At 44.9% G+C, this 24225-nt stretch carries 22 protein-coding genes; 19 read left to right on the forward strand and 3 right to left on the reverse strand.

The genetic code is table 11. The features are described from left to right. From gloB to FD961_RS04235, 7 genes are all read left to right on the forward strand, one after another. A complete protein-coding gene (gene gloB, locus FD961_RS04205; protein ID WP_215394231.1) occupies positions 1-810 on the forward strand; it encodes a hydroxyacylglutathione hydrolase in 810 nt (269 codons plus the stop codon). Then, positions 810-2225: a transglycosylase SLT domain-containing protein gene (locus FD961_RS04210; RefSeq protein WP_215394232.1), complete on the forward strand. Its 1416-nt coding sequence runs from the start codon at positions 810-812 to the stop codon at positions 2223-2225. Before gloB ends, FD961_RS04210 begins: the two co-directional genes overlap by 1 nt. 48 nt (positions 2226-2273) lie before the next feature. Further along, positions 2274-4157 carry a propionate--CoA ligase gene (locus FD961_RS04215; RefSeq protein WP_215394233.1) on the forward strand — a complete coding sequence of 628 codons (1884 nt, stop codon included), beginning with the start codon at positions 2274-2276 and terminating at the stop codon, positions 4155-4157. 241 nt (positions 4158-4398) lie between these two features. Continuing rightward, complete coding sequence (gene carA, locus FD961_RS04220; protein ID WP_215394346.1) at positions 4399-5583, forward strand: glutamine-hydrolyzing carbamoyl-phosphate synthase small subunit; 1185 nt, start codon at positions 4399-4401, stop codon at positions 5581-5583. Next, positions 5583-8846, forward strand: a complete 3264-nt coding sequence (carB, locus tag FD961_RS04225) for a carbamoyl-phosphate synthase large subunit (protein ID WP_071465840.1) — start codon at positions 5583-5585, stop codon at positions 8844-8846. Before carA ends, carB begins: the two co-directional genes overlap by 1 nt. Positions 8847-8903: 57 nt before the next feature. Then, on the forward strand, positions 8904-9380 hold the full coding sequence (gene greA / locus FD961_RS04230) for a transcription elongation factor GreA (RefSeq protein WP_071465839.1): 477 nt from the start codon (positions 8904-8906) through the stop codon (positions 9378-9380). After that, a complete protein-coding gene (locus FD961_RS04235; protein WP_215394234.1) occupies positions 9380-9853 on the forward strand; it encodes a DUF4149 domain-containing protein in 474 nt (157 codons plus the stop codon). The genes greA and FD961_RS04235 overlap by 1 nt, the downstream gene beginning before the upstream one ends. A gap of 32 nt (positions 9854-9885) precedes the next feature. Here the strand turns inward: FD961_RS04235 and FD961_RS04240 are convergent, their stop codons facing one another. Further along, positions 9886-10512, reverse strand: a complete 627-nt coding sequence (locus FD961_RS04240) for a YhbY family RNA-binding protein (RefSeq protein WP_071465837.1) — start codon at positions 10510-10512, stop codon at positions 9886-9888. Positions 10513-10638: 126 nt separating this feature from the next. On the opposite strand from FD961_RS04240, the gene FD961_RS04245 reads away from it, so the two are divergent. The 11 genes from FD961_RS04245 to phoR all read left to right on the forward strand — a co-directional run bounded on the left by FD961_RS04245 (position 10639) and on the right by phoR (position 22373). Next, complete coding sequence (locus FD961_RS04245) at positions 10639-11313, forward strand: RlmE family RNA methyltransferase (protein ID WP_071465836.1); 675 nt, start codon at positions 10639-10641, stop codon at positions 11311-11313. Between the two features lie 158 nt (positions 11314-11471). After that, the gene (ftsH, locus tag FD961_RS04250) at positions 11472-13349 is read left to right on the forward strand and encodes an ATP-dependent zinc metalloprotease FtsH (protein WP_215394235.1); all 1878 of its coding nucleotides are present in this window, start codon (positions 11472-11474) and stop codon (positions 13347-13349) included. A 20-nt stretch (positions 13350-13369) separates the two neighbouring features. Further along, positions 13370-14233 (forward strand): dihydropteroate synthase, encoded by an 864-nt coding sequence (gene folP / locus FD961_RS04255; RefSeq protein ID WP_251371331.1) that lies wholly within the window; start codon positions 13370-13372, stop codon positions 14231-14233. Between the two features lie 45 nt (positions 14234-14278). After that, the gene (gene glmM / locus FD961_RS04260) at positions 14279-15622 is read left to right on the forward strand and encodes a phosphoglucosamine mutase (protein WP_071465969.1); all 1344 of its coding nucleotides are present in this window, start codon (positions 14279-14281) and stop codon (positions 15620-15622) included. Between the two features lie 137 nt (positions 15623-15759). Further along, positions 15760-16788: a phosphate ABC transporter substrate-binding protein PstS gene (gene pstS / locus FD961_RS04265; protein WP_071465834.1), complete on the forward strand. Its 1029-nt coding sequence runs from the start codon at positions 15760-15762 to the stop codon at positions 16786-16788. 78 nt (positions 16789-16866) lie between these two features. Continuing rightward, a complete protein-coding gene (gene pstC, locus FD961_RS04270; RefSeq protein ID WP_215394236.1) occupies positions 16867-17853 on the forward strand; it encodes a phosphate ABC transporter permease subunit PstC in 987 nt (328 codons plus the stop codon). Next, positions 17850-18716 carry a phosphate ABC transporter permease PstA gene (gene pstA, locus FD961_RS04275; protein ID WP_071465832.1) on the forward strand — a complete coding sequence of 289 codons (867 nt, stop codon included), beginning with the start codon at positions 17850-17852 and terminating at the stop codon, positions 18714-18716. The genes pstC and pstA overlap by 4 nt, the downstream gene beginning before the upstream one ends. Further along, positions 18713-19561: a phosphate ABC transporter ATP-binding protein PstB gene (gene pstB, locus FD961_RS04280; RefSeq protein ID WP_305848933.1), complete on the forward strand. Its 849-nt coding sequence runs from the start codon at positions 18713-18715 to the stop codon at positions 19559-19561. Before pstA ends, pstB begins: the two co-directional genes overlap by 4 nt. 12 nt (positions 19562-19573) lie before the next feature. Beyond that, positions 19574-20281, forward strand: a complete 708-nt coding sequence (gene phoU / locus FD961_RS04285) for a phosphate signaling complex protein PhoU (protein ID WP_071465967.1) — start codon at positions 19574-19576, stop codon at positions 20279-20281. 15 nt (positions 20282-20296) lie between these two features. Further along, complete coding sequence (phoB, locus tag FD961_RS04290) at positions 20297-21010, forward strand: phosphate regulon transcriptional regulator PhoB (RefSeq protein WP_215394237.1); 714 nt, start codon at positions 20297-20299, stop codon at positions 21008-21010. A gap of 64 nt (positions 21011-21074) precedes the next feature. Further along, positions 21075-22373 (forward strand): phosphate regulon sensor histidine kinase PhoR, encoded by a 1299-nt coding sequence (gene phoR / locus FD961_RS04295; RefSeq protein ID WP_071465830.1) that lies wholly within the window; start codon positions 21075-21077, stop codon positions 22371-22373. 3 nt (positions 22374-22376) lie between these two features. Here the strand turns inward: phoR and FD961_RS04300 are convergent, their stop codons facing one another. Both FD961_RS04300 and FD961_RS04305 read right to left on the reverse strand, forming a co-directional pair. Next, a complete protein-coding gene (locus tag FD961_RS04300) occupies positions 22377-22577 on the reverse strand; it encodes a hypothetical protein (protein ID WP_071465829.1) in 201 nt (66 codons plus the stop codon). 84 nt (positions 22578-22661) lie between these two features. Further along, entirely contained in the window at positions 22662-23138 is a 477-nt protein-coding gene (locus tag FD961_RS04305; protein WP_071465828.1) for an MgtC/SapB family protein, read from the reverse strand. A 542-nt stretch (positions 23139-23680) separates the two neighbouring features. Between FD961_RS04305 and FD961_RS04310 the strand changes: the two genes are divergently transcribed. Beyond that, positions 23681-24184 (forward strand): arsenate reductase ArsC, encoded by a 504-nt coding sequence (locus FD961_RS04310; protein ID WP_201721721.1) that lies wholly within the window; start codon positions 23681-23683, stop codon positions 24182-24184. Positions 24185-24225 lie beyond the last annotated feature (41 nt).

Genomic DNA, 24225 nt, shown 5'->3' on the forward strand with positions numbered 1-24225 from the left:
ATGGATAAGAATACTTTATTGCAAGTTTGGCCCATTCCCGCTTTTGATGACAATTACATCTGGTGTATTCACGATGGACATTCTGCCTTAGTCGTTGATCCCGGTGATTCTGTCCCGGTTTTGGACTATCTTGCAAAGCACCAGCTCAAACTCAAGGGAATTGTGATTACCCACCACCATGCTGACCATACCGGGGGGATTCTCAACTTACTGCAAGCCATTGACGCCAATATTCCAGTTTATGGACCAGCGGGTGACAATATCCCAGGCCGGACTCAAATTGCAAAAGAGGGCGACAAGATTGAAATTGCCTCGCCCCGAATTAGCCTAAAAGTTTACGAAGTTCCAGGCCATACCTTAAGTCACATCGCCTACTTTGCAAATATGCAGGCAAATGTAGTTGAGCCCATGCTCTTTTGTGGCGACACTTTATTTGCCTCTGGTTGCGGAAGATTGTTTGAGGGTACGCCGACACAAATGACCCAATCCCTGGCGAAGTTTGCTGCATTGCCTAAAAACACCCTGGTGTATTGCACCCATGAATACACACTCTCGAATATTCGCTTTGCCCTTGCAGTAGAGCCTAATAATGTCAATCTGATCTCCTGGGCTGAGCAGGCAAAAGAACTCCGCGATAAAGGTTTGCCAACTTTACCAACAACAATTGGACAAGAGCTACAGGTCAACCCTTTTATGCGCAGCGATCAACCCGAGGTAATTGCCTCAGCAAAATCAATCTCTGGTCAAGCAAATTTGCCAACTGCTGCACATGTATTGGCCATCATTCGCGCTTGGAAAGATAAGTTCTGATGCGCTTGATGTATGTGGTACTTGCAGTTGCCACCTTAATATCGGGTTGTGCAAGTACTGGTGATTGGTCTTCAGATACGCCGGCTAGAGGTAACTCCAAGTCCTCAAAAGTGACTCGCGTCAATCTCAAAAATCAATCTGTGAGTAAGGTGTACGCACCTTCTGATAATTTATGGATTCGAATTCGCGATGGGTTCCAGATGGAGCCCATGAACAGTCCACTAGAGATTGAACAGGTCCGGTGGTTAAGTGCTCGACCAGATTATGTCAACCGTTCGATGACGCGCTCTTCACGTTATTTGTTCTACATTGTGCAAGAAGTAAATGCGCGCAATATGCCTACTGAAATTGCTTTGCTGCCTTTTGTTGAAAGTGCTTTCGTGACGAATGCTAAGTCCAATGCTAAGGCAGTTGGACTATGGCAATTCATGCCAGCTACAGGCAAAGACTTTCAGCTTACTCAAAATGTCTTTAGAGATGAGCGACGCGATGTGTTGCAATCAACGGATGCAGCCTTGGATTATTTGCAACGACTCAATAATCAGTTTGGCAGTTGGGAGCTTGCGCTAGCTGCCTATAACTGGGGTGCTGGCAATGTATCTAAGGCCCAGAAGCGAAATATAGCGGCAGGCTTGCCAACGGATTATGAAAGCTTAACGATGCCGCGTGAGACGCGGATGTATGTACCAAAACTCATGGCTTATCGTCAAATTGTGCTTGATCCACAGGCCTATGGAATTGTTTTGCCTGAGCTAGAAAATCACCCATACTTTGTCGCAGTGGATGTGGGTAACGATATTGATGTGGCCTTGGCTATTAAGTTAGCAGAAATTCCTCCGGATGAGTTTCATAGTCTCAATCCATCATTTAATAAGCCAGTGATTCTGAGTAATGCAAATCAACAGATCTTGTTGCCCTTTGGCCATGCCGAAATTTTTCAAGAGAATCTAAAGAAATACACCAAACCGCTTTCTTCATGGACTGCAGTAAAGGTCACCAAAACAGAAAGCGTTGATCAAACAGCAAAAACATTAGCCGTAGATGCTGATGCTCTAAGACAAGTTAACGGCATACCTAAAGGGATGCGAATTAAGGCCGGCTCTACTGTATTAATTCCTAAAACTGGCAATCGCTCGGGTGATGTTTCGTCGGCAATGGCAGATAACGCGAGTTTAAGTCTGGAAAAACCACCTCCACCACAACCGAAGTGTCCTAAACCGACAAAAGGCAGCAAAGGCGCTAAGACCGTGAAATGTGCTCCTCCTAAAACACTCAAAGTGGTTGAAGGGGCTTCAACTAAGGGTAATTCTTCTGGAAAAAATGCTGCATCTCAGCATAAATCCGCATCGACAGGGCTTGCAAAATCTGCGAAAAATGGTAGTTCGACGCCCTCAGCCAACAAAGCAGCTAATTAGAGGGATAGAAAAACCAGTAATTTCAGTAACTTTTCGATTAGGTTGACCATGTCCTATAAAGCACATCATGAACGCTCAATTAAAGACCCGGATGGATTTTGGGGTGAGCAGGCGAAATTAATACATTGGGAAAAACCATTCGATACAGTTCTGAATTACGACAACCCACCATTTGCAAAATGGTTTGAGGGTGGCCTTACCAATCTTTGCTACAACGCAGTAGATCGTCATGCAAAAGAGCGGCCTGATCAAATAGCGCTAGTCGCGGTTTCCACTGAGACCAATCTAGAAAAAGCCTATACCTATAAAGAGCTATATGAAGAAGTGAATCGCATGGCCGCCATCTACAAAGCCAATGGAATCAAAAAGGGCGATCGTGTTCTAATTTACATGCCGATGATTGCAGAAGCTTGTTTTGCCATGCTGGCTTGTACTCGTATTGGTGCAATCCATTCAGTCGTATTCGGTGGCTTTGCTTCACACAGCTTGGCTTCCCGTATTGATGATGCCCAACCCAAAATGATTGTGACTGCTGAAGCGGGTGCGCGTGGAGGCAAGGCCGTTCCTTATAAGCCATTGCTTGATGAGGCAATTACATTGGCAGCATATAAGCCGGAAAAAGTATTGATTGTGAATCGTGGCTTGACAGAGTTCACTACTGTCGCTGGGCGTGACTTGGATTACGCTACTGAACGTCAAAAACATCTAAACGATATTGTTCCCATTGAATGGGTTGATGCAACTCATCCTTCTTATATTTTGTATACCTCTGGTACTACTGGAAAACCAAAAGGCGTACAGCGCGATACGGGCGGCTATGCCGTAGCCTTAGCCGCCTCGATGAAACATATTTTTACCGGCAATGCTGGCGAGACAATGTTTTGTACCTCAGATATTGGTTGGGTAGTTGGTCATAGCTACATCATTTATGCGCCTTTGATCAGTGGAATGGCGACGATCATGTATGAAGGCACGCCGCTACGTCCTGACGCTGGCATTTGGTGGGAACTCGTTGCAAAGTACAACGTGTCAGTGATGTTCTCAGCTCCTACCGCTGTCCGCGTTCTCAAGAAACAGGATCCTGCATTCCTAACGAAACATGATCTCTCTAAATTGCGGGCTTTGTTTTTAGCGGGCGAACCCTTAGATGAGCCAACTGCAAGCTGGATTCATGACGCGATAAAAAAACCGATTGTGGATAACTACTGGCAGACAGAAACTGGCTGGCCGATGTTGGCTATTCAACGTGGTGTTGAAGTAATGCCACATAAGTTTGGTTCACCTGGCGTACCTTCGTTTGGTTACAACATGAAGCTACTGGACGATGCCACCTCGGAAGAGTTGGGCCCTGATCAAAAGGGCGTCATTGCGATCGAAGGACCATTACCTCCAGGTTGCATGCAAACGGTTTGGGGTGATGACAAGCGTTTTGTGAGCACCTACTGGGAAACGATTCCGGGCAAATTAATCTACTCTACTTTTGACTGGGGTATCAAAGACAAAGATGGTTACTTCTTCATCTTGGGACGTACAGACGATGTAATCAACGTTGCCGGTCATCGCCTTGGCACTCGTGAGATTGAAGAGAGTATTTCTAGTCACCCCAATATTTCTGAAGTAGCAGTAGTGGGTATTGAAGACAAACTCAAGGGTCAGGCTGCAATTGCTTTTGTGATTCCAAAGGATCCGTCAAGAGCAGACAATCTTGAAAAAGAGTGTATGAAGACAGTCGATAGCCAATTGGGTGCCATTGCTCGTCCAGGTCGTGTCTATGTGGTTAATGCTTTGCCCAAGACTCGTTCCGGCAAGATCGTCCGCCGTGCATTACAGGCGGTTGCTGAAGGGCGCGATCCTGGTGATATCAGTACGATGGAAGATCAGACAGTTTTAGCCCAAATCAAGACCATCATCGAGCAGGGCGCTCAAACCTAATCTTTAAGTCAGAAAAACTTCCTCAGGCTTTCAGTTTGAGGAAGGCAACCCCTTTCTAAGCCTGTTTGGCCGGGAATTCAAAGGTTTAAGGACCAAAACTGGTATCATTGCAAGGTTCGAAACTTATTAAATTACCCTAGCGCTTAAAGACACTCACCTCCCGCATAAATACACCCCGGGTTGGTCTTTTTGGGGGTTTTGAGCGTCGGATGGAGCAGGGACTGGAGATGGTTTGTCACCCTTGCTTCCTTCTTTTCCCCCCGCCGTGTTGGCTTTAGCTGACGGCACACTATTTCCCGGATTTAGCATTGGCGCCCCTGGCGATACTACCGGTGAAGTTGTCTTTAATACTGCATTAACTGGATACCAAGAGATCATTACTGATCCTAGCTATTCACGTCAAATTGTTACTTTGACTTATCCGCACATTGGAAATGTCGGAGTGAACTCCCAAGATGCAGAGTCAGACCAAATTCATTCTGCTGGCCTGGTGATCAAAGATTTACCAAAACGCGTGTCCAATTTCCGTTCAGAGGAAAGTTTAGATTCCTATCTCACCAAAGCAGGTGTTGTGAGTATTGCTGGAATCGACACCCGTAAGCTCACTCGCATCCTTCGCGATCAAGGGGCTCAATCCGGCGCTATCGTTGCAGGTAACTTGGGCGATAGTTATGAATCCCTCGGTAAGCAGGCTCTTGAATTAGCAAAAGCTTTCCCAGGCATGTCAGGTTTAGATTTGGCCAAGGTTGTTAGCACCAAGAAGTCCTATGAATGGCGTGAGGCTGAATGGGATTTGCATGGTCCTGATGGCAAACCTGCTTATAGATCTCTCAATAAATCAAAGCCGACAAAAAAAGTAGTTGCCTACGACTTTGGCGTAAAGCGTAATATTTTGCGCATGCTCACAGAGCGCGGTTGTGAACTCACAGTAGTTCCTGCGCAAACCAGCGCAGCAGAAGTATTGGCGATGAAACCAGATGGTGTGTTTTTCTCAAATGGGCCAGGAGATCCTGGTCCTTGTGATTACGCCATTACTGCTGCTAAAGTAATTATCGAAAAGGGTGTGCCTACTTTTGGCATCTGCTTGGGTCACCAAATTATGGGCTTGGCTGCAGGAGCTAAAACTCTCAAGATGAAGTTTGGTCATCATGGTGCCAACCATCCGGTGAAGGATTTGGATACTGGTCGTGTTGCCATTACTTCTCAGAACCACGGTTTTGCAGTCGATGCTAATACGCTGCCAGACAATATTCGCGTCACCCATGTCTCTTTATTTGATGGATCCCTGCAGGGTTTAGCTTGGAAAGATAAGCCAGCATTGTGCTTCCAGGGTCACCCGGAAGCATCGCCCGGGCCTCATGACATAGCCTATTTATTTGATCGTTTTGTGGAGCTAATGAATGCTGCCAATCAAGGAGGCAAATAATGCCTAAGCGTAGCGACATTAAGAGCATCCTCATTATTGGTGCTGGTCCGATTGTCATTGGACAGGCCTGTGAATTTGATTATTCAGGCGCACAAGCTTGTAAAGCATTGCGTGACGAAGGTTACAAAGTCATTTTGGTAAACAGCAATCCAGCAACCATCATGACTGACCCAGAAATGGCTGATGTCACTTATATCGAGCCAATTACCTGGGAAGTGGTTGAACGCATTATTGCAACTGAGAAGCCAGATGCGATCCTGCCAACGATGGGTGGTCAAACAGCCTTAAATTGCGCACTCGATTTACATCGTCATGGCGTATTGGAGAAATATGGCTGTGAATTAATTGGAGCTTCACCTGAAGCAATCGATAAAGCAGAAGATCGTCAGAAATTCAAAGATGCCATGACCAAAATTGGTTTGGGCTCTGCTAAATCTGGTATTGCGCATTCTATGGATGAGGCCCATGAGGTGCAGCAACGCATTCAAGGTGAGACAGGTAGCTCTGGTTTTCCAGTAGTTATTCGTCCCTCATTCACCATGGGTGGATCAGGTGGCGGTATTGCCTATAACCGTGAAGAGTTTGAAGAGATTTGCAAGCGAGGACTCGATTTATCACCAACACGTGAGCTCTTAATTGAAGAGTCTCTCCTTGGTTGGAAAGAATTTGAGATGGAAGTGGTGCGTGATCGTAACGACAACTGCATCATCGTTTGCTCGATTGAAAACTTGGACCCAATGGGTGTTCATACTGGTGACTCGATTACTGTTGCCCCAGCACAGACCTTGACCGATAAAGAGTACCAAATCATGCGGAATGCATCGATTGCAGTGCTCCGTGAAATCGGTGTGGATACCGGTGGTTCAAACGTGCAGTTTTCCATTAACCCGGTTGACGGTCGCATGATCGTGATTGAGATGAACCCACGTGTATCTCGCTCATCGGCATTAGCGTCAAAAGCAACTGGTTTCCCAATCGCCAAGATTGCTGCGAAGTTAGCAGTTGGCTATACCCTTGACGAGTTAAAAAACGACATTACTGGTGGCGCAACACCAGCATCCTTTGAGCCCTCAATTGATTATGTTGTTACAAAGATTCCACGCTTTGCGTTTGAGAAATTCCCGCAAGCAGACTCACGTTTAACGACCCAGATGAAGTCAGTTGGTGAGGTAATGGCGATTGGCCGCACTTTCCAAGAGTCTTTCCAAAAAGCCTTACGCGGTTTAGAGGTTGGTGTTGATGGTTTAGATGAAGTTTCCACTGACCTAGATGACATCATTAATGAAATCAATGAGCCAGGCCCAGACCGCATTTGGTACCTTGCAGATGCTTTCCGTATGGGCATGGGTTTAGATGAAATCTATAACGAGACGAAGGTAGATCCTTGGTTCTTAGAGCAGATCGAAGAGCTCATCACCATGGAGACGGAGCTTAAGCAACGCAAGATTGATAGCCTTTCTGCAGCTGAACTGCGTTTTGTGAAGCAGAAGGGATTCTCGGATCGCCGTCTTGCCAAATTACTTAGTGTAGATGCCACCTCTGTGCGTGCTGCGCGACATCGCCTAAAAGTAGTTCCGGTCTACAAGCGTGTAGATACTTGTGCTGCCGAGTTCTCAACGAATACCGCTTATATGTATTCCACTTATGAGGCTGAGCACGGTGAATGTGAATCTCGTCCAACAAGCAAAGAGAAGATCATGGTTTTGGGTGGTGGTCCAAACCGTATTGGTCAGGGTATTGAGTTTGACTATTGCTGTGTCCACGCAGCCTTAGCGATGCGTGATGATGGCTATGAAACCATCATGGTTAACTGCAATCCAGAAACCGTATCAACGGACTACGATACTTCAGACCGTTTGTATTTTGAGCCTTTGACCCTTGAAGATGTCTTAGAAATTGTTGCTAAAGAAAAGCCTAAAGGCGTGATCGTTCAGTATGGTGGTCAAACTCCTTTGAAGCTAGCTTTGGATCTTGAGCGTAACGGCGTTCCGATCATTGGTACTTCTCCAGACATGATCGATGCTGCAGAGGATCGTGAACGCTTTCAAAAACTTTTACAAGACTTAGGTTTACGTCAGCCGCCTAACCGTACTGCCCGTACTGAAGAAGAGGCGCTCAAGCTAGCCGAAGAAATTGGTTATCCATTAGTGGTTCGTCCATCATATGTTCTGGGTGGCCGTGCAATGGAAATCGTTCATGATGGTCGCGACTTAGAGCGCTATATGCGTGAAGCGGTCAAGGTTTCTCATGACTCTCCAGTATTGCTAGATCGCTTCTTAAACGATGCGATTGAGTGTGATGTAGATTGCATCAGCGATGGCAATAAGGTATTTATCGGTGGCGTTATGGAGCACATTGAGCAAGCCGGAGTTCACTCTGGAGACTCCGCTTGTTCATTGCCTCCATATTCTTTATCGGATGAAACGGTTGAAGAAATTAAGCGTCAAACCGCAGCCATGGCTAAGGGGCTAAATGTCATTGGATTAATGAACGTACAGTTTGCGATTCAGAATGTGGACGGCAAGGATGTTATCTATGTTCTGGAAGTTAATCCACGCGCTTCCCGTACTGTCCCATTTGTTTCCAAGGCCACTGGTTTGCAATTAGCAAAGATTGCTGCCCGTTGCATGGTTGGTCAAACATTGGAGCAACAAGGCATTAAGTCTGAAGTGAAGCCCCCATACTTCTCGGTTAAAGAGGCTGTTTTCCCATTTAATAAATTCCCAGGCATTGATCCGATTCTGGGGCCAGAAATGCGCTCGACCGGTGAAGTAATGGGTGTGGGTAAAACCTTTGGCGAAGCTTTGTTTAAGTCTCAGCTTGGCGCTGGCATTAAATTGCCTAAGAGTGGCACAGTGCTCCTGACTGTTAAAGATAGCGATAAGCCAAAAGCGATTGAGGTAGCTAAGTTATTGCATCAGCTTGGTTTCCCGATGGTTGCCACCAAAGGAACGGCTGCAGCAATTGAGGCTGCTGGCTTCCCGGTTAAAGTCGTGAACAAGGTTAAGGATGGTCGTCCTCATATTGTTGATTTCATCAAGAATGGCGAGATTTCCTTGGTGTTTACTACTGTGGATGAGACTCGAACTGCGATTGCAGATTCCAGGTCAATTCGTACCAGCGCACAAGCAAATGGTGTGACTTACTACACCACAATTAGTGCTGCTCGCGCGGTGATGGATGGCTTACTGGCATCTCAAAATGGCAGCAAGGAGTCGCTGGAAGTTTATTCTCTACAAAACTTACATCGGACACTCATTTAATCTAAAATTAACTTTTGTAGGTGCGTTTTGCGCCTGTTTTTAAGTTAGGTTAGTAGCATGAGCACAATTCCAATTACCAAGCGCGGTGCAGAACTTCTGAAAGAGGAGCTGCACCGTCTTAAGCATGTTGAGCGTCCATCCGTTATCAACGCTATCTCAGAAGCTCGCGCTCAAGGTGATCTTTCTGAGAATGCTGAGTACGATGCTGCTAAAGAGAAGCAAGGCTTCATTGAAGGCCGTATTCAGGAGCTCGAAGGCAAACTATCTGCAGCACAAATTATTGATCCAGCATCACTCGATGTATCTGGTCGAGTTGTGTTTGGTGCAACTGTAGATCTTGAAGATTTAGAAGATGGCACTAAGTTCACTTATCAAATCGTGGGGGACGATGAAGCGGACATTGCCTCTAATAAGATTTCAATTAGCTCACCAATTGCTCGCGCTTTAATTAGCAAAGAAGAGGGTGACGTGGTTGCTGTCCAGGCCCCTGGTGGTAATCGTGAAGTAGAAATTCTCGCAGTCAAATATATCTAATGAGCAATACCCGAACCCAGAGAGCTTTTACTGTCGTATCTGGGCTTTGGGTTGGTAGTTTCATTACCGTTGGATTTTTAGTTGTCCCTGTTTTATTTTCTACCCTAGGTGATCGTCAGGTCGCCGGCATGGTTGCAGCGAATCTATTTAAAACAACGGCACTGATCGGTGTGGCGCTCAGTATTCTTTTGATGTTAATGGCAAATCATCTTGTCAGATTGGACCATCAACAATTCCGCTTCATACGCTGGATCTTGTTAGCAATGTTGTCTTGTACTATTACAGCCGCCTTCATCATCATCCCTTGGATGAATTCTCTCCGAGATCAAGCGCTGTTTGCTGGACTCTCAGTTAGCGAATCGACTAATGCCATCTTATTTAATCGTCTGCATGGGGTTTCAAGTACCTTGTTCATGATTCAGTCAGTGCTTGGTTTGCTGCTAGTTTGGCGGGCAACAAAAAACGCCGACTAGCGGCGTTTCTTATTTATTTCAATCCAGATTAATTAAGAACCAAGTGATTTTTTCTTGGTGCTACTCATACGTACCTTACGTCTCTTAATTGGCGCAGGTGCAGCAGCAGCCTTGCGGTAGCCAGGTGACGACCAGCCAATCTTTGACTCAGCAGCTTCGGAGCGTAAAACACGCTTCTTAGGGGTTGCTGATTTAACGGCAGCGGCTCGTTCAAATGGTGATTTGTTAGAAGCGGAGCGACGATCAGATCTTTCGGATGTACTGGTACGAACCCCCGTTTTGGTAGGTGCGCGATTTGGTTGTCGTTTGGTGCGAGGCGCTTGCAATGATTTCTTGGTTTGTTTGCTGGAGCGGCCTAAGTTTGCATACGCCTCATCAACAATATCTTTTGGTTTCCAAAGAACAAGCAACTTGCCAATATGCTGAACCGGGGCGGCATTTAATTTGTCGCAAAGTTCTTCATAGATAGCGATGCGGGCTTCACGGTCATCACCAAAAACGCGAATCTTAATCAGACCATGATGATTGATTGCCAGTTTTGCTTCTTTAATTACGGCAGGCGTTAAACCATCCCCACCAACCATCACCACAGGACTTAGGTCATGGGCATCAGCTTTGAGGGATTTGCGTTGGGCGGGGGTAATGGTTAGTGCAGTCATGGCCTCGATGATAGAGCATTGAGGCCTAAATGAGCCCATTTAGAGAGTATTTGATTGGTTTTACGACGATTCCTTTTGCTTTAGGGGGCAGAAACTAGGAAAATGTAGGTCGAAAGTGGGTAAGTTGTGGCAAAGAATAAATTTAATAAAAGTTGGTTGCAGGATCATCTGACCGATCCCTATGTGAAGATGGCTCAAAAAGAGGGTTATCGCGCTAGGGCGGTTTATAAGCTTAGTGAAATTGACGAGCAGGATCACCTCATCAAAGCGGGTATGACCATTGTTGACTTGGGAAGCGCTCCAGGTAGCTGGTCTCAGTACGTTCGCAATCGCCTGACTGAACTAGGCAAAAGCAATCCTAAGATCGAATCTGGTAAGCCGGACGGTCAAATTATTGCTATTGATATCTTGCCAATGGAAGACATTGCGGATGTAAGCTTTATTCAAGGCGACTTTAGGGAGGATGAGGGTCTTGCTGCCTTAGAGGCGCTGCTGCCAAAAAGTGCTGAAGGTAAGGTTGACTTAGTGCTCTCGGATATGGCGCCAAATCTTTCTGGGGTTGGTGTGGCTGACGCTGCCAGAATGGCTTTTTTGGCAGAGATAGCTTTAGACTTTGCAAGTGCTCATCTAAAGCCAGAGGGCGCACTTTTGATTAAGTGCTTTAACGGTAGTGGCTATAGCCAAATCGTGGAATCCTTTAAAAAGGTCTTTAAAACGGTTGCCTCCCGCAAACCAAAAGCATCCAGAGCAAAATCTTCAGAGATCTTCCTTTTGGGAAGAAACCTGAAGCCTCCAAAATAATCATCTAAAAAGCATTAATTAAGCCTAATAACCCCCGATTTATAGGGGGTTTATGAAATAAATATGCCATTAGCCCTTGAAAAGGGGTGGTAGTAGAATCAAATACTTAGGTAGCGATTCGCTTTAACTCCTGGTTCACTCCAGAAAAGGACTCAATTTTGAACAGCAATATGTTCCAAAAAATCGGTGTGTGGCTCATTGTTGGATTAGTGCTTTTTACTGTTTTCAAACAGTTTGATAAGCCTAAAGAACAGAACCAGGTTACGTACTCCCAATTCATGGACGATGCCAAGGCTGGCAAAGTAAAACGTGTAGATGTGCAAGGCCGCACCTTGCAGGTTACCCCTTCAGACGGCAATAAGTATTCAATCATCTCCCCAGGCGATATCTGGATGGTTGGTGATTTAATTAAGTACGGTGTTCAAGTAACTGGCAAAGCAGAAGATGAGCCCAATATGTTGGTTTCTGCTCTGTATTACCTTGGACCGACTTTATTGATTATTGGTTTTTGGTTCTTCATGATGCGACAGATGCAGGGTGGCGGCAAAGGTGGCGCATTCTCCTTTGGCAAATCAAAAGCACGCTTGATTGACGAGAACAGCAATACCGTAACTTTTGCAGATGTTGCTGGTTGCGATGAAGCTAAAGAAGAAGTATCTGAACTAGTTGACTTCTTAAAAGATCCACAGAAGTTTCAGAAGCTTGGAGGGCGTATTCCGCATGGTGTCTTGCTAGTTGGCCCCCCAGGTACAGGTAAGACCCTCTTGGCACGAGCCATTGCAGGCGAAGCTAAAGTCCCTTTCTTCTCCATTTCTGGCTCAGATTTCGTTGAAATGTTTGTTGGTGTCGGTGCATCTCGTGTGCGCGATATGTTTGAGAACGCCAAGAAGAACTCTCCTTGCATCATTTTTATTGACGAGATTGATGCGGTTGGTCGTCATCGTGGTGCTGGTATGGGTGGTGGTAATGATGAGCGCGAACAAACCTTGAACCAAATGTTGGTTGAGATGGATGGTTTTGAAAGCAATAGCGGTGTAATCGTTGTTGCAGCAACCAACCGTTCGGACGTTCTAGACAAAGCGCTATTACGCCCAGGTCGCTTTGACCGTCAAGTGCACGTTGGATTGCCGGATATTCGTGGTCGCGAGCAAATCTTACAAGTGCATATGCGCAAAGTTCCTATCGATCCAGACGTGAATGCTGCCGTATTGGCACGCGGTACACCTGGATTCTCAGGAGCTGATTTAGCGAACTTAGTTAATGAAGCAGCTTTATTTGCCGCACGCCGTAATAAGCGCTCAGTTGACATGAAAGACTTCGAAGACGCTAAAGATAAGATCTACATGGGTCCTGAGCGTAAGTCTGCTGTTATGCGCGAAGAAGAGCGTCGTAATACGGCGTATCACGAGTCTGGCCATGCTGTTGTAGCTAAGGTTCTACCTAAAGCCGATCCTGTTCACAAAGTAACCATCATGCCGCGCGGTATGGCATTAGGCGTTACTTGGCAGCTTCCGGAATTTGATCGTGTCAATCTTTATAAAGATCGCATGTTGGAAGAGTTGGCAATTCTATTTGGTGGTCGTGCTGCTGAAGAGGTGTTTTTGCACTCCATGAGTACTGGCGCTTCCAATGATTTTGAACGTGCTACTAAGATGGCGCGTGACATGGTTACTCGTTATGGCATGAGCGATAGTCTGGGCACAATGGTTTATGTTGATACTGAATCTGAAAGTATTTTTGGTCGTAACAGCACCAAGACTGTCTCAGAGCTTACTCAGCAAAAGGTCGATGCAGAGATTCGCACTTTGATTGATAGTCAATATGCATTAGCAAGATCAATCTTGGAGCAAAATCGTGACAAGGTAGAGGCGATGGTTGCTGCCTTGCTTGAATGGGAAACTATTGATGCTGAGCAAATTACCGACATCATGGAAGGTCGATCACCACGTCCGCCAGCACCACCTCCAGCTACGCAGTTTGGTAACTCCGCTGGTACTCCTGGTCCAGCGGCTGGTAGTGCTCCAGCAACGGCTTAAAACCAACGGACTCCGTCTGGATGATTAAGACAGAGATTCAAGAGATGCCCACAACTTGGCGTTGTGGGCGTTTTCTTTTTGACTTTAGCAAACGTAAGCGCCCAATTGTCATGGGCATTTTGAACGCTACTCCTGATTCCTTTTCAGATGGTGGCCAATTTCAAGTGGCAAAGGATGCTATTACCCAAGCAGAGCACATGATTGCAAATGGTGTTGATCTGATCGACATCGGCGGAGAGTCTACAAGGCCTGGAGCAGAACCTGTTTCACTACAAGAAGAGCTTGATCGTGTACTGCCAGTGATTGAGGGATTAAAGGATTGTGGAGTACCGCTATCGATCGATACCTATAAGGCAGAAACCATGCGCCAAGCGCTCATGGCAGGCGTAGATTGTGTAAACGATATTTGGGCGCTCAGACAAGAGGGTGCCGTGAACGCAGTCCTGGAGAATATTAACTGCGGCGTTGTATTAATGCATATGCAGCGTGACCCTGTCACAATGCAATTTAATCCAGAATACCAAGATGTGATTGCTGAAGTGAAGCAGTTTCTAAAAGAGCGCGCCGATCTCCTTATTGCTCAAGGCATTGAACATGATCGAATTGCAATTGATCCTGGCTTTGGTTTTGGTAAGAGTCTCGAACACAACCTGAATATGCTCAGACACTTTCACAGTTTCTCTGAATTAGCTTTCCCTGTATTGGCCGGGATATCTCGTAAGTCAATGATTGGCAAAATTACTGGCAAAGACACCAATGAACGTGTCGCTCCAAGTGTTGCCGCTGCAATCATGGCAGCAGATCGTGGCGCCATGATTGTGAGGGTGCATGATGTACCAGAGACTATTGATGCCTTAAAGCTTTGGGAGGCAGTAAATACTTAGACTTGGATGCTAAAAGCCCTATTTCTAAGTTTTATAATGACATTCATGAAAAAACAATACTTTGGTACCGATGGCATTCGCGGTGAAGTGGGTCAATTCCCGATAGTTCCGGAATTTATGACACGCTTGGGTTACGCTGCCGGCAAAGTATTGAGTCGGGATGTAAAGCCAGGCGAGCGCTGCAAAATATTGATTGGAAAAGATACGCGCGTTTCAGGGTACCTTTTGGAGGCTGCTTTAGAGGCGGGATTTGCGGCGGCAGGTGTAGATGTCATGTTGTGCGGTCCAATCCCCACTCCAGGGGTTGCTTATCTTACTAAGGCATTACGTTTAACTGCTGGCATAGTGATTTCGGCATCGCACAATCCGTACCAAGACAATGGCATTAAATTTTTCTCCGCTAATGGAGATAAGTTATCTGATGATTTTGAGTTAGCTATTGAAGCTGAACTCGACAAGCCGATGGGGTGCGTCAATTCGAAAGAACTGGGCAAGGCCTTCCGTTTGGATGATGCGGCAGGACGGTATATAGAATTTTGTAAATCGACTTTTCCCGGAGACTTAAATCTCAAAGGAATCAAACTGGTGGTTGACTGCGCTAATGGGGCGGCTTACCACACTGCCCCTCATGTGTTTCATGAGCTTGGCGCAGATGTCATTTCCATTGGTGTTAACCCAGATGGACGAAATATTAATGATGGATGCGGTGCTACTGCACCAGCAGCATTGATTGCTAAGGTCAAAGAGCTTAACGCTGATATTGGCATTGCTTTGGATGGTGATGCAGATCGCCTCCAAATGGTCGATGGCACAGGGCGCTTATTTAATGGTGATGAGTTGCTCTATGTACTTGCAAAAGATCGCTTAGAGCGTGGTCATGACTTAGGTGGGGTGGTTGGCACTTTAATGACAAACTTGGCAGTAGAGAATGCTATAAAAGGCTTAGGTATTTCTTTTGAGCGCTCTCAGGTGGGTGATCGCTATGTACTTGAGCTATTAAAAGAAAAAGGGTGGTTACTTGGTGGTGAGGGATCGGGCCACTTGCTTTGCCTAGATGAGCATTCAACTGGAGATGGCACAATAGCGGCACTACAAGTTCTGGCAGCCATGCGTAAGCAAAACAAGAGCCTTGCCCAATTATTAGAATCGGTCAAAATCTTCCCCCAAGTGCTCTTGAATGTGAAATTCAAGCAAGGATATGACTGGAAGTCCGACCAAATACTCAGTAATCAAATCGCCAAAGTAGAGAATGATCTCCAAGCCATTGGAAGGGTGCTTATTCGTGCATCTGGCACTGAACCGTTGTTGCGGGTAATGGTAGAAACCAAAGATGCAGACCTAGCTATGAGGGCAGCTAAGAGTATTGCTGACTTAATTCCAACGGCTTAATTAGGATTTTTCTGTTTCCTTAAGTTATTGATTTATATAAATAAAATTAATTATGACATACATGTCATAAAAGCGTCATAGTCAAATCGTATCGTCCTCATATTGCATCAAATTCACTACTCATGAGGACTCCTTAAATGAATACAGTATTTAAAAAAGCTCTAGTTGCTGGCGCGGTTGTGGCCTCACTTAGTACAACTGCTTTTGCGGCTGAAATGACTGGCGCAGGCTCTTCTTTTATTTACCCAGTTCTTGCTAAATGGGCGGAAGCTTACAAGACAAAGACTGGCAATAGCTTGAACTATCAGTCAATTGGCTCTGGTGGTGGTATTAAACAAATTAAAGCAAAGACTGTAGATTTTGGTGCTACCGATGCGCCAATGAGCTTTGAAGATTTAGAAGCTGGTGGCATGGTGCAATTTCCGGCAATCATTGGTGGTGTTGTTCCAGTAGTGAACATTGAAGGTGTTAAGCCAGGTGAGTTAAAACTTTCTGGTGACTTGCTTTCTGATATTTTTATTGGCCAGGTAACTAACTGGGGTGACAAGCGCATTGCTTTGATGAACCCAGGTTTAAAGATCCCTGCAGGTGACATTACTGTTGTCACTCGTGCGGATGGCTCTGGTACAACAGCTATTTTTACCAACTACCTCTCTAAAGTGAACAAGAACTTTAAAGACACAGTAGGATTTGGCGCTTCGGTTAAGTGGCCTGCTGCATCTACCGTCAGCGGTAAGGGTAATGAAGGCGTAGCCGCCAACGTTAGCCGTGTTAAGAACTCAATCGGCTATGTTGAGTATGCATATGCAAAGAAGAATAACCTTAGCTATACCCAAATGAGAAACTCTAGCGACAAATTTGTAGAGCCTACTGGTGCATCATTTGCGGCGGCATCTGCTGGCACAGATTGGTCTAAATTTCCAGGTATGAATACCTTTATCACAAACGCACCTGGTGCAGCCGCATGGCCGATCACTGGAGCAACTTTTGTGGTTGTATACAAAAAACCTGAAAACAAAGCCAATGCAGCAGAAGTTCTGAAGTTCTTCGATTATGGATTTGTTAATGGTAAGCAAATGGCATCAGATTTAGACTATGTGCCAATGCCGGATGCAACAACAAGCTATATCCGTAAAAGTGTTTGGTCACAAGTTCAAACGAAGTAATCAAATAAATATTCAGAAAATTGGCCCTAAGATTGCTTAGGGCTATTTTTTCTTTTATTTACCTAGACTGAAATAACAATGACTTTTCAAAACCCTTCCGATCTAAGTAATCCCAGAGCTATTAAAGTTGCTCGCATACAGCGGGTACAGGATTTTTTATTTCAGGCTGTAACGCAATTCTTTTCATTAATTGTTTTATTTGCATTACTTGGCATCATTATTTCTTTATTTATTAATGCATGGCCTGCATTGAGTACTTTTGGTGTCGGCTTCTTTTTTACCCAAGAATGGGATATTGTGAATGGTGAGTTTGGTGGCTTGATTGCTATCTACGGAACTCTTGTTACTTCAATTATTGCTTTATTGATTGCCGTTCCTTTAAGCTTTGGAATCGCAGTATTTCTTACTGAACTGTGCCCAGGTTCTTTGCGACGCCCTCTAGGAACTGCTGTCGAATTACTTGCTGCAGTTCCATCAATCATCTATGGCATGTTTGGCCTATTTATTTTTGCGCCACTATTTGCAGAATATGTTGAGCCAGCACTTGCAGCTAGCTTAGGAAAAATACCGGGATTTGGAATATTGTTTTCTGGCGCCTTTAACGGTGTAGGTGTATTGTGTGCAGGCCTAATTCTTGCCATGATGATTCTTCCATTTATTGCATCAGTCATGCGCGACGTTTTTGCTATTGTTCCCCCGGTCCTCAAAGAGTCCGCATATGGTATCAGATGCACAACCTGGGAAGTAGTGAAGAATGTAGTGCTGCCTTATACCAAGGCAGGAGTTATTGGAGGCGTAATGCTTGGACTTGGTAGAGCGCTTGGTGAAACCATGGCCGTTACCTTTGTGATTGGCAATGCCCATCGTTTATCAGCCTCTTTATTTGCCCCCGGCACATCTATAGCCTCAACTTTGGCTAACGAATTTGGTGAAGCAGAGGCTGGCAACCATTTATCTTCTCTATTTGCTCTTGGCTTAACTCTTTTTATTATTACCTTTATTGTTCTCGCATGCGCTAAATGGATGCTAAACAATATGGAGAAGAAGCAAGGCTTGAAATCATGAACGGTACCAGTAACATTAATCCTGATGTTTTTGCCCGCCGCAAGCGTGCTAACAAGATCGGCTTGACTCTTTCCATGTGTGCTATGGCACTGGGAATGATTTTCTTACTCTGGATTCTGAGTGTTCTAGTCATCAAGGGTTTTTCCTCTATAAGCTTGGATCTCTTTACTCACAGTACTCCGGCGCCTGGATCGGATGGCGGCGGTCTTGCTAATGCCATAGTGGGTAGCTTGATGCTAATTGGCTGCTGTACCTTAATCAGCACCCCTATTGGTGTGTTGTCTGGTCTTTATCTATCTGAATATGGCGATAGAAGTAAGGTTGCTGCTATTACTCGATTTGTAACAGACATTATGTTGTCAGCCCCATCTATTGTGATTGGTTTGTTTGTCTATGCATTTGTAGTCGCGCAGGTAAGACATTTTTCTGGTTGGGCTGGCACGATCGCTCTGGCTTTGATTGCTATCCCAGTAGTTGTGAGAACAACGGAGAATATGCTCAGATTGGTTCCTGGAAGTTTGCGTGAGGCTGCTTATGCCTTAGGCACTCCAAAATGGAAAGTGGCTTTCATGATCACGCTTCGTGCAGCACAGAGTGGTGTGATGACAGGTATTTTGTTAGCACTTGCCCGTGTAAGTGGCGAGACAGCGCCTTTGTTATTTACCGCACTAAATAATCAGTTCTTTTCAACCAATATGAATGCGCCGATGGCGAATTTACCGGTTGTCATTTTCCAGTTTGCAATGAGTCCATACGATAACTGGGTTGACCTTGCTTGGGGCGGCGCTTTATTGATTACCTTTGCAGTACTTGGATTGAATATCCTTGCTCGAGTGGTATTCCGAGATAAGGTGCAGGCATGATGACTAATATGAAAACAATGTTTGACTTAAATCAGATTGATAGTCAAGGGGGTAGAGTGGATACAGCAAATCAAGAGCCGCAGAAGTCGGCAGTCAATGCCATTGAAGTGCGCGATCTTAATTTTTATTACGGTGCATTTCAGGGCTTAAAGAATATCAATTTAGATATTGAGCAAGGCAAGGTCACTGCCTTTATTGGACCTTCAGGTTGCGGTAAGTCGACCTTACTAAGAACCTTAAATCGCATGTATGACCTCTATCCAGGACAGCGTGCTGAGGGCGAGATTAATTTCTATGGCCAAAACATCCTCGAGCAAGGACAAGATTTAAACTTGCTGCGCTCACGTATTGGTATGGTTTTTCAGAAGCCAACCCCATTTCCAATGTCAATTTACGAGAACATTGCTTTTGGTGTGCGTTTATATGAAAAGCTCTCTCGTTCCGAAATGGATGAACGTGTTGAGTGGGCCTTGAATAAAGCAGCCTTGTGGAATGAGGTAAAAGATAAGCTAAACCAGAGTGGTCTATCCCTCTCTGGAGGACAGCAACAACGCCTTTGTATTGCTCGTGGAGTGGCAGTAAAGCCATCCGTGATCTTGTTGGATGAACCTACATCTGCTTTGGATCCTATTTCTACCGGCAAAGTAGAGGAATTGATTCATGAACTCAAAAATGACTATACGATTGCAATCGTGACTCATAATATGCAGCAAGCAGCTCGTGTTTCGGACTATACGGCTTATATGTATTTGGGTAGCTTGATTGAGTACGGAAAAACCGACGAAATATTTATTAAGCCTAAGCGTAAAGAAACAGAAGATTACATTACCGGTCGTTTCGGTTAAATGGAGAATTACATGCCAGATAAACACTTATCCTCGCAATTTGATGCGGATCTTAACTCCCTTTCTAGTCGCTTGCTCGAAATGGGCGGTCTTGTAGAGTCACAGATTGCCACTGCAATGCGTGCTTTCACACAGATGGATATCGAAACCTGCAATGTTGTGATAGAGAATGAAAAATCGGTTAATGATCTTGAGATTCAGATTGACTTAGCCTGCACAGAATTGATTGCACGTCGTCAACCTACTGCTCGTGACCTTCGTCTCGTGATGGCAGTTTCTAAGGCGATTACCAATTTAGAACGTGCTGGAGATGAAGCTGAGCGTGTAGCTAAGCGCACTAAACGTTTGATTGAAGCTGGCATGCCACACAATATTAATGTGGCTGAAATCCGTTTGTCGGGTCAAATGGCGATTTCATTGCTGCGTCGCAGCCTAGATGCCTTTGCCCGGTTGGATACGATTGCAGCTGCTGAGGTTGTTGAAGAAGATCGTCAGATTGATGAGGAATTTAGAGGCTTTGTTCGTAAGCTCATCACCTATATGTCTGAAGATCCGCATATGATTAGTACGGGTCTGGATATGTTAACTATTGCAAAAGCGATTGAACGTATTGGTGATCACGCAAAAAATATTGCTGAGTTCGTCATTTACATTGCGAAGGGGTCTGATGTTCGTCATATCCCGCACGAAGATTTAGTCCGCGAAGCTAATAGAGAATAAATAGGGCATTTCAAAATGACTCACCGCATACTCATAGTTGAGGATGAGCCATCAATTGCAGAATTGATTGCGATTAACCTATCCCACGCTGGCTTTGAAGTAGAAAAGGCGATGCAAACTGATCTTGCATTAACGATGATGAAAGATCAGTTGCCTAATCTAGTTATCCTCGATTGGATGTTACCTGGTAAATCAGGTGTTCAATTTGCAAAAGAGCTTCGTCAAAATGAGCGCACCAAGACATTGCCTATTTTGATGCTCACTGCAAAGAGCGAGGAATCCGATAAGGTTCTGGGGCTTGATTCAGGTGCAGACGATTATGTGACTAAGCCTTTTTCACCAAAGGAACTAGTTGCTAGGGTCAGGGCGATTTTACGTAGGCTGGCGCCTATTGAAGATACCGGCCTTCTAACAGTTGGTCCCTTAAAGCTGGATCCAAGCTCACATCGAGTCTTAGCTACATGGCCTAATCTCGAGCCAAAATCGATTGCTCTTGGCCCAACTGAATTTAGATTGTTACAGTTCTTTATGGCCAACCCTGAGCGCGTCCATTCTCGTAGTAGTCTATTGGATAAGGTTTGGGGTAACGAGGTCTACATTGAAGAGAGAACTGTGGACGTTCACATCAAGCGCTTAAGAGCTGCTTTGGCTCCTTTTGATTGTGATCGTTATATTGAGACAGTACGTGGTAGCGGCTACCGCGTTACCAAAACTCCTACAGAGACCTAAGTCTATATTTGACGTTTCGTAGCATTTCCTCCAGGGAATGGTGGAGATGTTCTAATATTGCATCATGTTCTCTGCACTAAGCCGTTTTTTTACCATCATCTCCGTTGCATTTATAGCGGCGTTTTCGGTCTTGTCCCTTTGGGGATCTCAGTGGGCTATTGCAGCAGGAATCTTCGTTCTCGCTATTCCCCTGGTCTATGCTTACATTAACTTAGCTAGGCTTCGTAAATATATCCTTGCTGATACCGTTGAAAATATGCCTCTGCCGAGCGGGTTTTGGGAGGAGGTATTTTTTCGCTTACAGCGCCTTGTCAGAAATCTAAAGCAACGCATTCGCAGCATTGAACAACAGCATGATCATTTTATTGAGGCATTTCAAGCCTCTCCAAATGGAATTGTCATGCTGGATGAAAGCGATCAAATTGAGTGGTGCAATAGCATCGCAGAGCGCTTCTTTGGATTGATATTTAAGCGTGATGTAATGCAACGTATCAATTTCTTAATAAGGCGCCCAGAATTTATTCAGTATCTTCATAAACGCTTATTTGAAGAGCCCTTGTTGCTTGAGCGTATGGGCCCAGATGGTAATTTGAGCTTGATGTTACAAGCATTTCCATTTGGTCAGAATAGACATCTTTTGCTAATACAAGATGTCACAGATTTACAAAAAGCAGATGCAATGCGTCGCGATTTCGTGGCCAATGTATCCCATGAAATGCGTACACCAATTACCGTATTAATGGGCTTTTTAGAAACAGTTCAGTCTCTTGACCTGAAAAAGGATCAACAAGATCAATACTTTGACATGATGATGTCTCAGGCCCAGAGAATGAAGAGCTTAGTTGAAGATTTGCTCACCTTAGCCAATCTAGAGTCCAACGCATTACCAGCCACAAACACAGTCATTAAGGTTGAAACCCTCATGGCTCTTCTGAAAAATGATGCAGAAGCTCTTTCTAGTGGAAAGCATACGTTTAAGTTTGATGTTCAATCGCCTTTGAATATTCTTGGTGATGAACGTGAGGTTCTCTCAGCATTTAGTAATTTGGTCTCCAATGCGATCCGCTACACCCCTGATGCTGGGTCAATTCAGGTTTCTTGGGATGTAAATGTCTTGGGGCAAGGCGAGTTCTCCGTTACCGATACCGGCCCCGGAATTGCATCAGAACATTTGTCGAGGTTGACGGAGCGTTTCTATCGAGTGGATAGAAGTCGATCAAGGGATACGGGTGGAACAGGATTGGGCTTGGCAATTGTGAAGCATATTGCTAGCAGACATCAGGCTCAATTGGTGATAGAAAGCACTCCAGGAAGGGGGAGCAAATTTTTGCTACGCTTCCCAAAAGACAGGGTTGAGGCCTGACCCTTATTCCTTTTTCTTCTTTTTCTTCTTTTTGGATTCTTTAGGCAGCTTCTCGGTTTTGCCGCTGGCGTAGAGACACCAGACTTTAATTTCTTCAAATAGCTCTACGAGATCCTCGTGGGGTAGATTTTTAAGATCAACAAGCCCAATACTGCCTGATTCTTGCAGCTGTTTTACGGCATCTTCATATTGATATTTGCTCATCTTGATTCAACCCATTTATTAAGTTAGACGCAATCCTAGCAAACTAATATGACAAAAGTGGCTTTTTAGAGCCTTAAAGTGGGTTTATTCAGGCTCCCCAGATACCTCCGAGGTCCTTTTGACCCCAGTACAGCTGGCAACCAGCTTCTCTAGAGGGCCTCCAATAATTAGGGTCAGCAATATAGCCCCAAGACTAAGTCCTCCCAATGCAAATTGACCTGCCCCAAAAGCGGCGCCTATTAAGGCGCAAGACCAAATACTCGCAGCCGTAGTTAGACCGAAGATCTTTTGGGATCGTTGCTCGCGAATAATTACACCTGCACCCAAAAACCCAAGACCGGTAATTAAGCCTTGCAGGACACGGCTTACTGATTGCGCATCATCCCGCACAAAGTCTGAGATGAGTAAAACTGCGGTAGCGGAACCAATCGAGACCAAAGCGTGGGTTCGTATTCCGGCCGATTTGTGATGTAACCAGCGGTTTAAGCCTAATATGGCCCCAACAAGAAGGGCTAAACCCAGCCTCAGGGCAATAGTCCCGTACAGATCCCATTGAGTCATCTAGATTCCTTTGGTAAGTAAGCTTTTTCTCGACTAAGTGTATATCAGTCACTTTATTTCGTCATAAATAAGCCATCACATTGACATCATGCCCGAGCACAATCAATTTGAATTTCTTATTTACACCTCAAAAGGGTGTCATTCAACAAATCTTTAACCATAAGGATGGCGCAATGAAAAAATTATTCATATTGGTATGGCAGGCATGGTACGAAGCTCGGCTTGCCTACGCTAAACGCTACGTTTCCCATAGACTTGGAAGTTAGATTCATCAGGGGCCTTAACAAAACTGCCATATACAAAACGTATGATCAGGATTATTGTTATTAATAGGATCTAATAATTCATGAATAAGGCCCTAACGGATTATCTTTCTTCCGTATTGAGAAACGAATCCAGCATTGAGCCAGCCCCTATTGGTTTCGATGAAAAGTCGAAGAACCATAGTAGTTTGCTTGATTCGAGCAAGAATCCGTTTTTAGTCGATACGCGATATTCTCTAAGACTAGACGAAGTGGTTTAATCGAAATAGACTTTGAATTATGGATAAAAAATACAATATTCTTTTTTTGTGTACTGGAAACTCCGCCAGATCCATTCTAGGTGAAGTCTTAGCAACCACTTTAAGCCATGGAAAGTTGATCGGCTATTCAGCAGGCTCAAGACCCGCAGGATTTGTTCACCCAATCGCCTTAAGGATTGCTAAGGAGCTAGATTATCCCCTTGACCTTTTGCGCAGCAAGAGTTGGGATGAGTATGGACAAGAGGGTGCTCCTCGCATGGATTTTATTATTACCGTGTGTGATTCTGCGGCAGGAGAAGAGTGTCCATATTGGCCAGGGCATCCTGCTAGTGCCCACTGGGGGTTCGCTGACCCAGCAGCTGTTGATTCGGGTGACTCAGCGATGCTTGATGCCTTTAAACAAGTGGAAATGGGCCTACGTAATCGCATTGAGCTTTTAATGGATTTGCCCATGGATAAATTAGAGCATGCTCAAATCAGGGATGAGTTACAGTCAATTCATCACCGCATTAAATTCAGATAGACAATCTCCTTGATTAAAGGGGTAAGATTAAAGCTGATCGC

The sequence above is a fragment of the Polynucleobacter sp. TSB-Sco08W16 genome, assembly GCF_018687455.1.
In the GTDB taxonomy this organism is placed as follows: Bacteria; Pseudomonadota; Gammaproteobacteria; order Burkholderiales; family Burkholderiaceae; genus Polynucleobacter.

Bases quoted from the DNA above. Each gene is read 5' to 3' on its own strand.
- gloB (WP_215394231.1), top strand. From the start codon at position 1: ATGGATAAGAATACTTTATTGCAAGTTTGGCCCATTCCCGCTTTTGAT.
- FD961_RS04210 (WP_215394232.1), top strand. From the start codon at position 810: ATGCGCTTGATGTATGTGGTACTTGCAGTTGCCACCTTAATATCGGGT.
- FD961_RS04215 (WP_215394233.1), top strand. From the start codon at position 2,274: ATGTCCTATAAAGCACATCATGAACGCTCAATTAAAGACCCGGATGGA.
- carB (WP_071465840.1), top strand. From the start codon at position 5,583: ATGCCTAAGCGTAGCGACATTAAGAGCATCCTCATTATTGGTGCTGGT.
- greA (WP_071465839.1), top strand. From the start codon at position 8,904: ATGAGCACAATTCCAATTACCAAGCGCGGTGCAGAACTTCTGAAAGAG.
- FD961_RS04235 (WP_215394234.1), top strand. From the start codon at position 9,380: ATGAGCAATACCCGAACCCAGAGAGCTTTTACTGTCGTATCTGGGCTT.
- FD961_RS04240 (WP_071465837.1), bottom strand. From the start codon at position 10,512: ATGACTGCACTAACCATTACCCCCGCCCAACGCAAATCCCTCAAAGCT.
- folP (WP_251371331.1), top strand. From the start codon at position 13,370: ATGATTAAGACAGAGATTCAAGAGATGCCCACAACTTGGCGTTGTGGG.
- glmM (WP_071465969.1), top strand. From the start codon at position 14,279: ATGAAAAAACAATACTTTGGTACCGATGGCATTCGCGGTGAAGTGGGT.
- pstS (WP_071465834.1), top strand. From the start codon at position 15,760: ATGAATACAGTATTTAAAAAAGCTCTAGTTGCTGGCGCGGTTGTGGCC.
- pstC (WP_215394236.1), top strand. From the start codon at position 16,867: ATGACTTTTCAAAACCCTTCCGATCTAAGTAATCCCAGAGCTATTAAA.
- pstA (WP_071465832.1), top strand. From the start codon at position 17,850: ATGAACGGTACCAGTAACATTAATCCTGATGTTTTTGCCCGCCGCAAG.
- pstB (WP_305848933.1), top strand. From the start codon at position 18,713: ATGATGACTAATATGAAAACAATGTTTGACTTAAATCAGATTGATAGT.
- phoU (WP_071465967.1), top strand. From the start codon at position 19,574: ATGCCAGATAAACACTTATCCTCGCAATTTGATGCGGATCTTAACTCC.
- phoB (WP_215394237.1), top strand. From the start codon at position 20,297: ATGACTCACCGCATACTCATAGTTGAGGATGAGCCATCAATTGCAGAA.
- phoR (WP_071465830.1), top strand. From the start codon at position 21,075: ATGTTCTCTGCACTAAGCCGTTTTTTTACCATCATCTCCGTTGCATTT.
- FD961_RS04300 (WP_071465829.1), bottom strand. From the start codon at position 22,577: ATGAGCAAATATCAATATGAAGATGCCGTAAAACAGCTGCAAGAATCA.
- FD961_RS04305 (WP_071465828.1), bottom strand. From the start codon at position 23,138: ATGACTCAATGGGATCTGTACGGGACTATTGCCCTGAGGCTGGGTTTA.
- FD961_RS04310 (WP_201721721.1), top strand. From the start codon at position 23,681: ATGGATAAAAAATACAATATTCTTTTTTTGTGTACTGGAAACTCCGCC.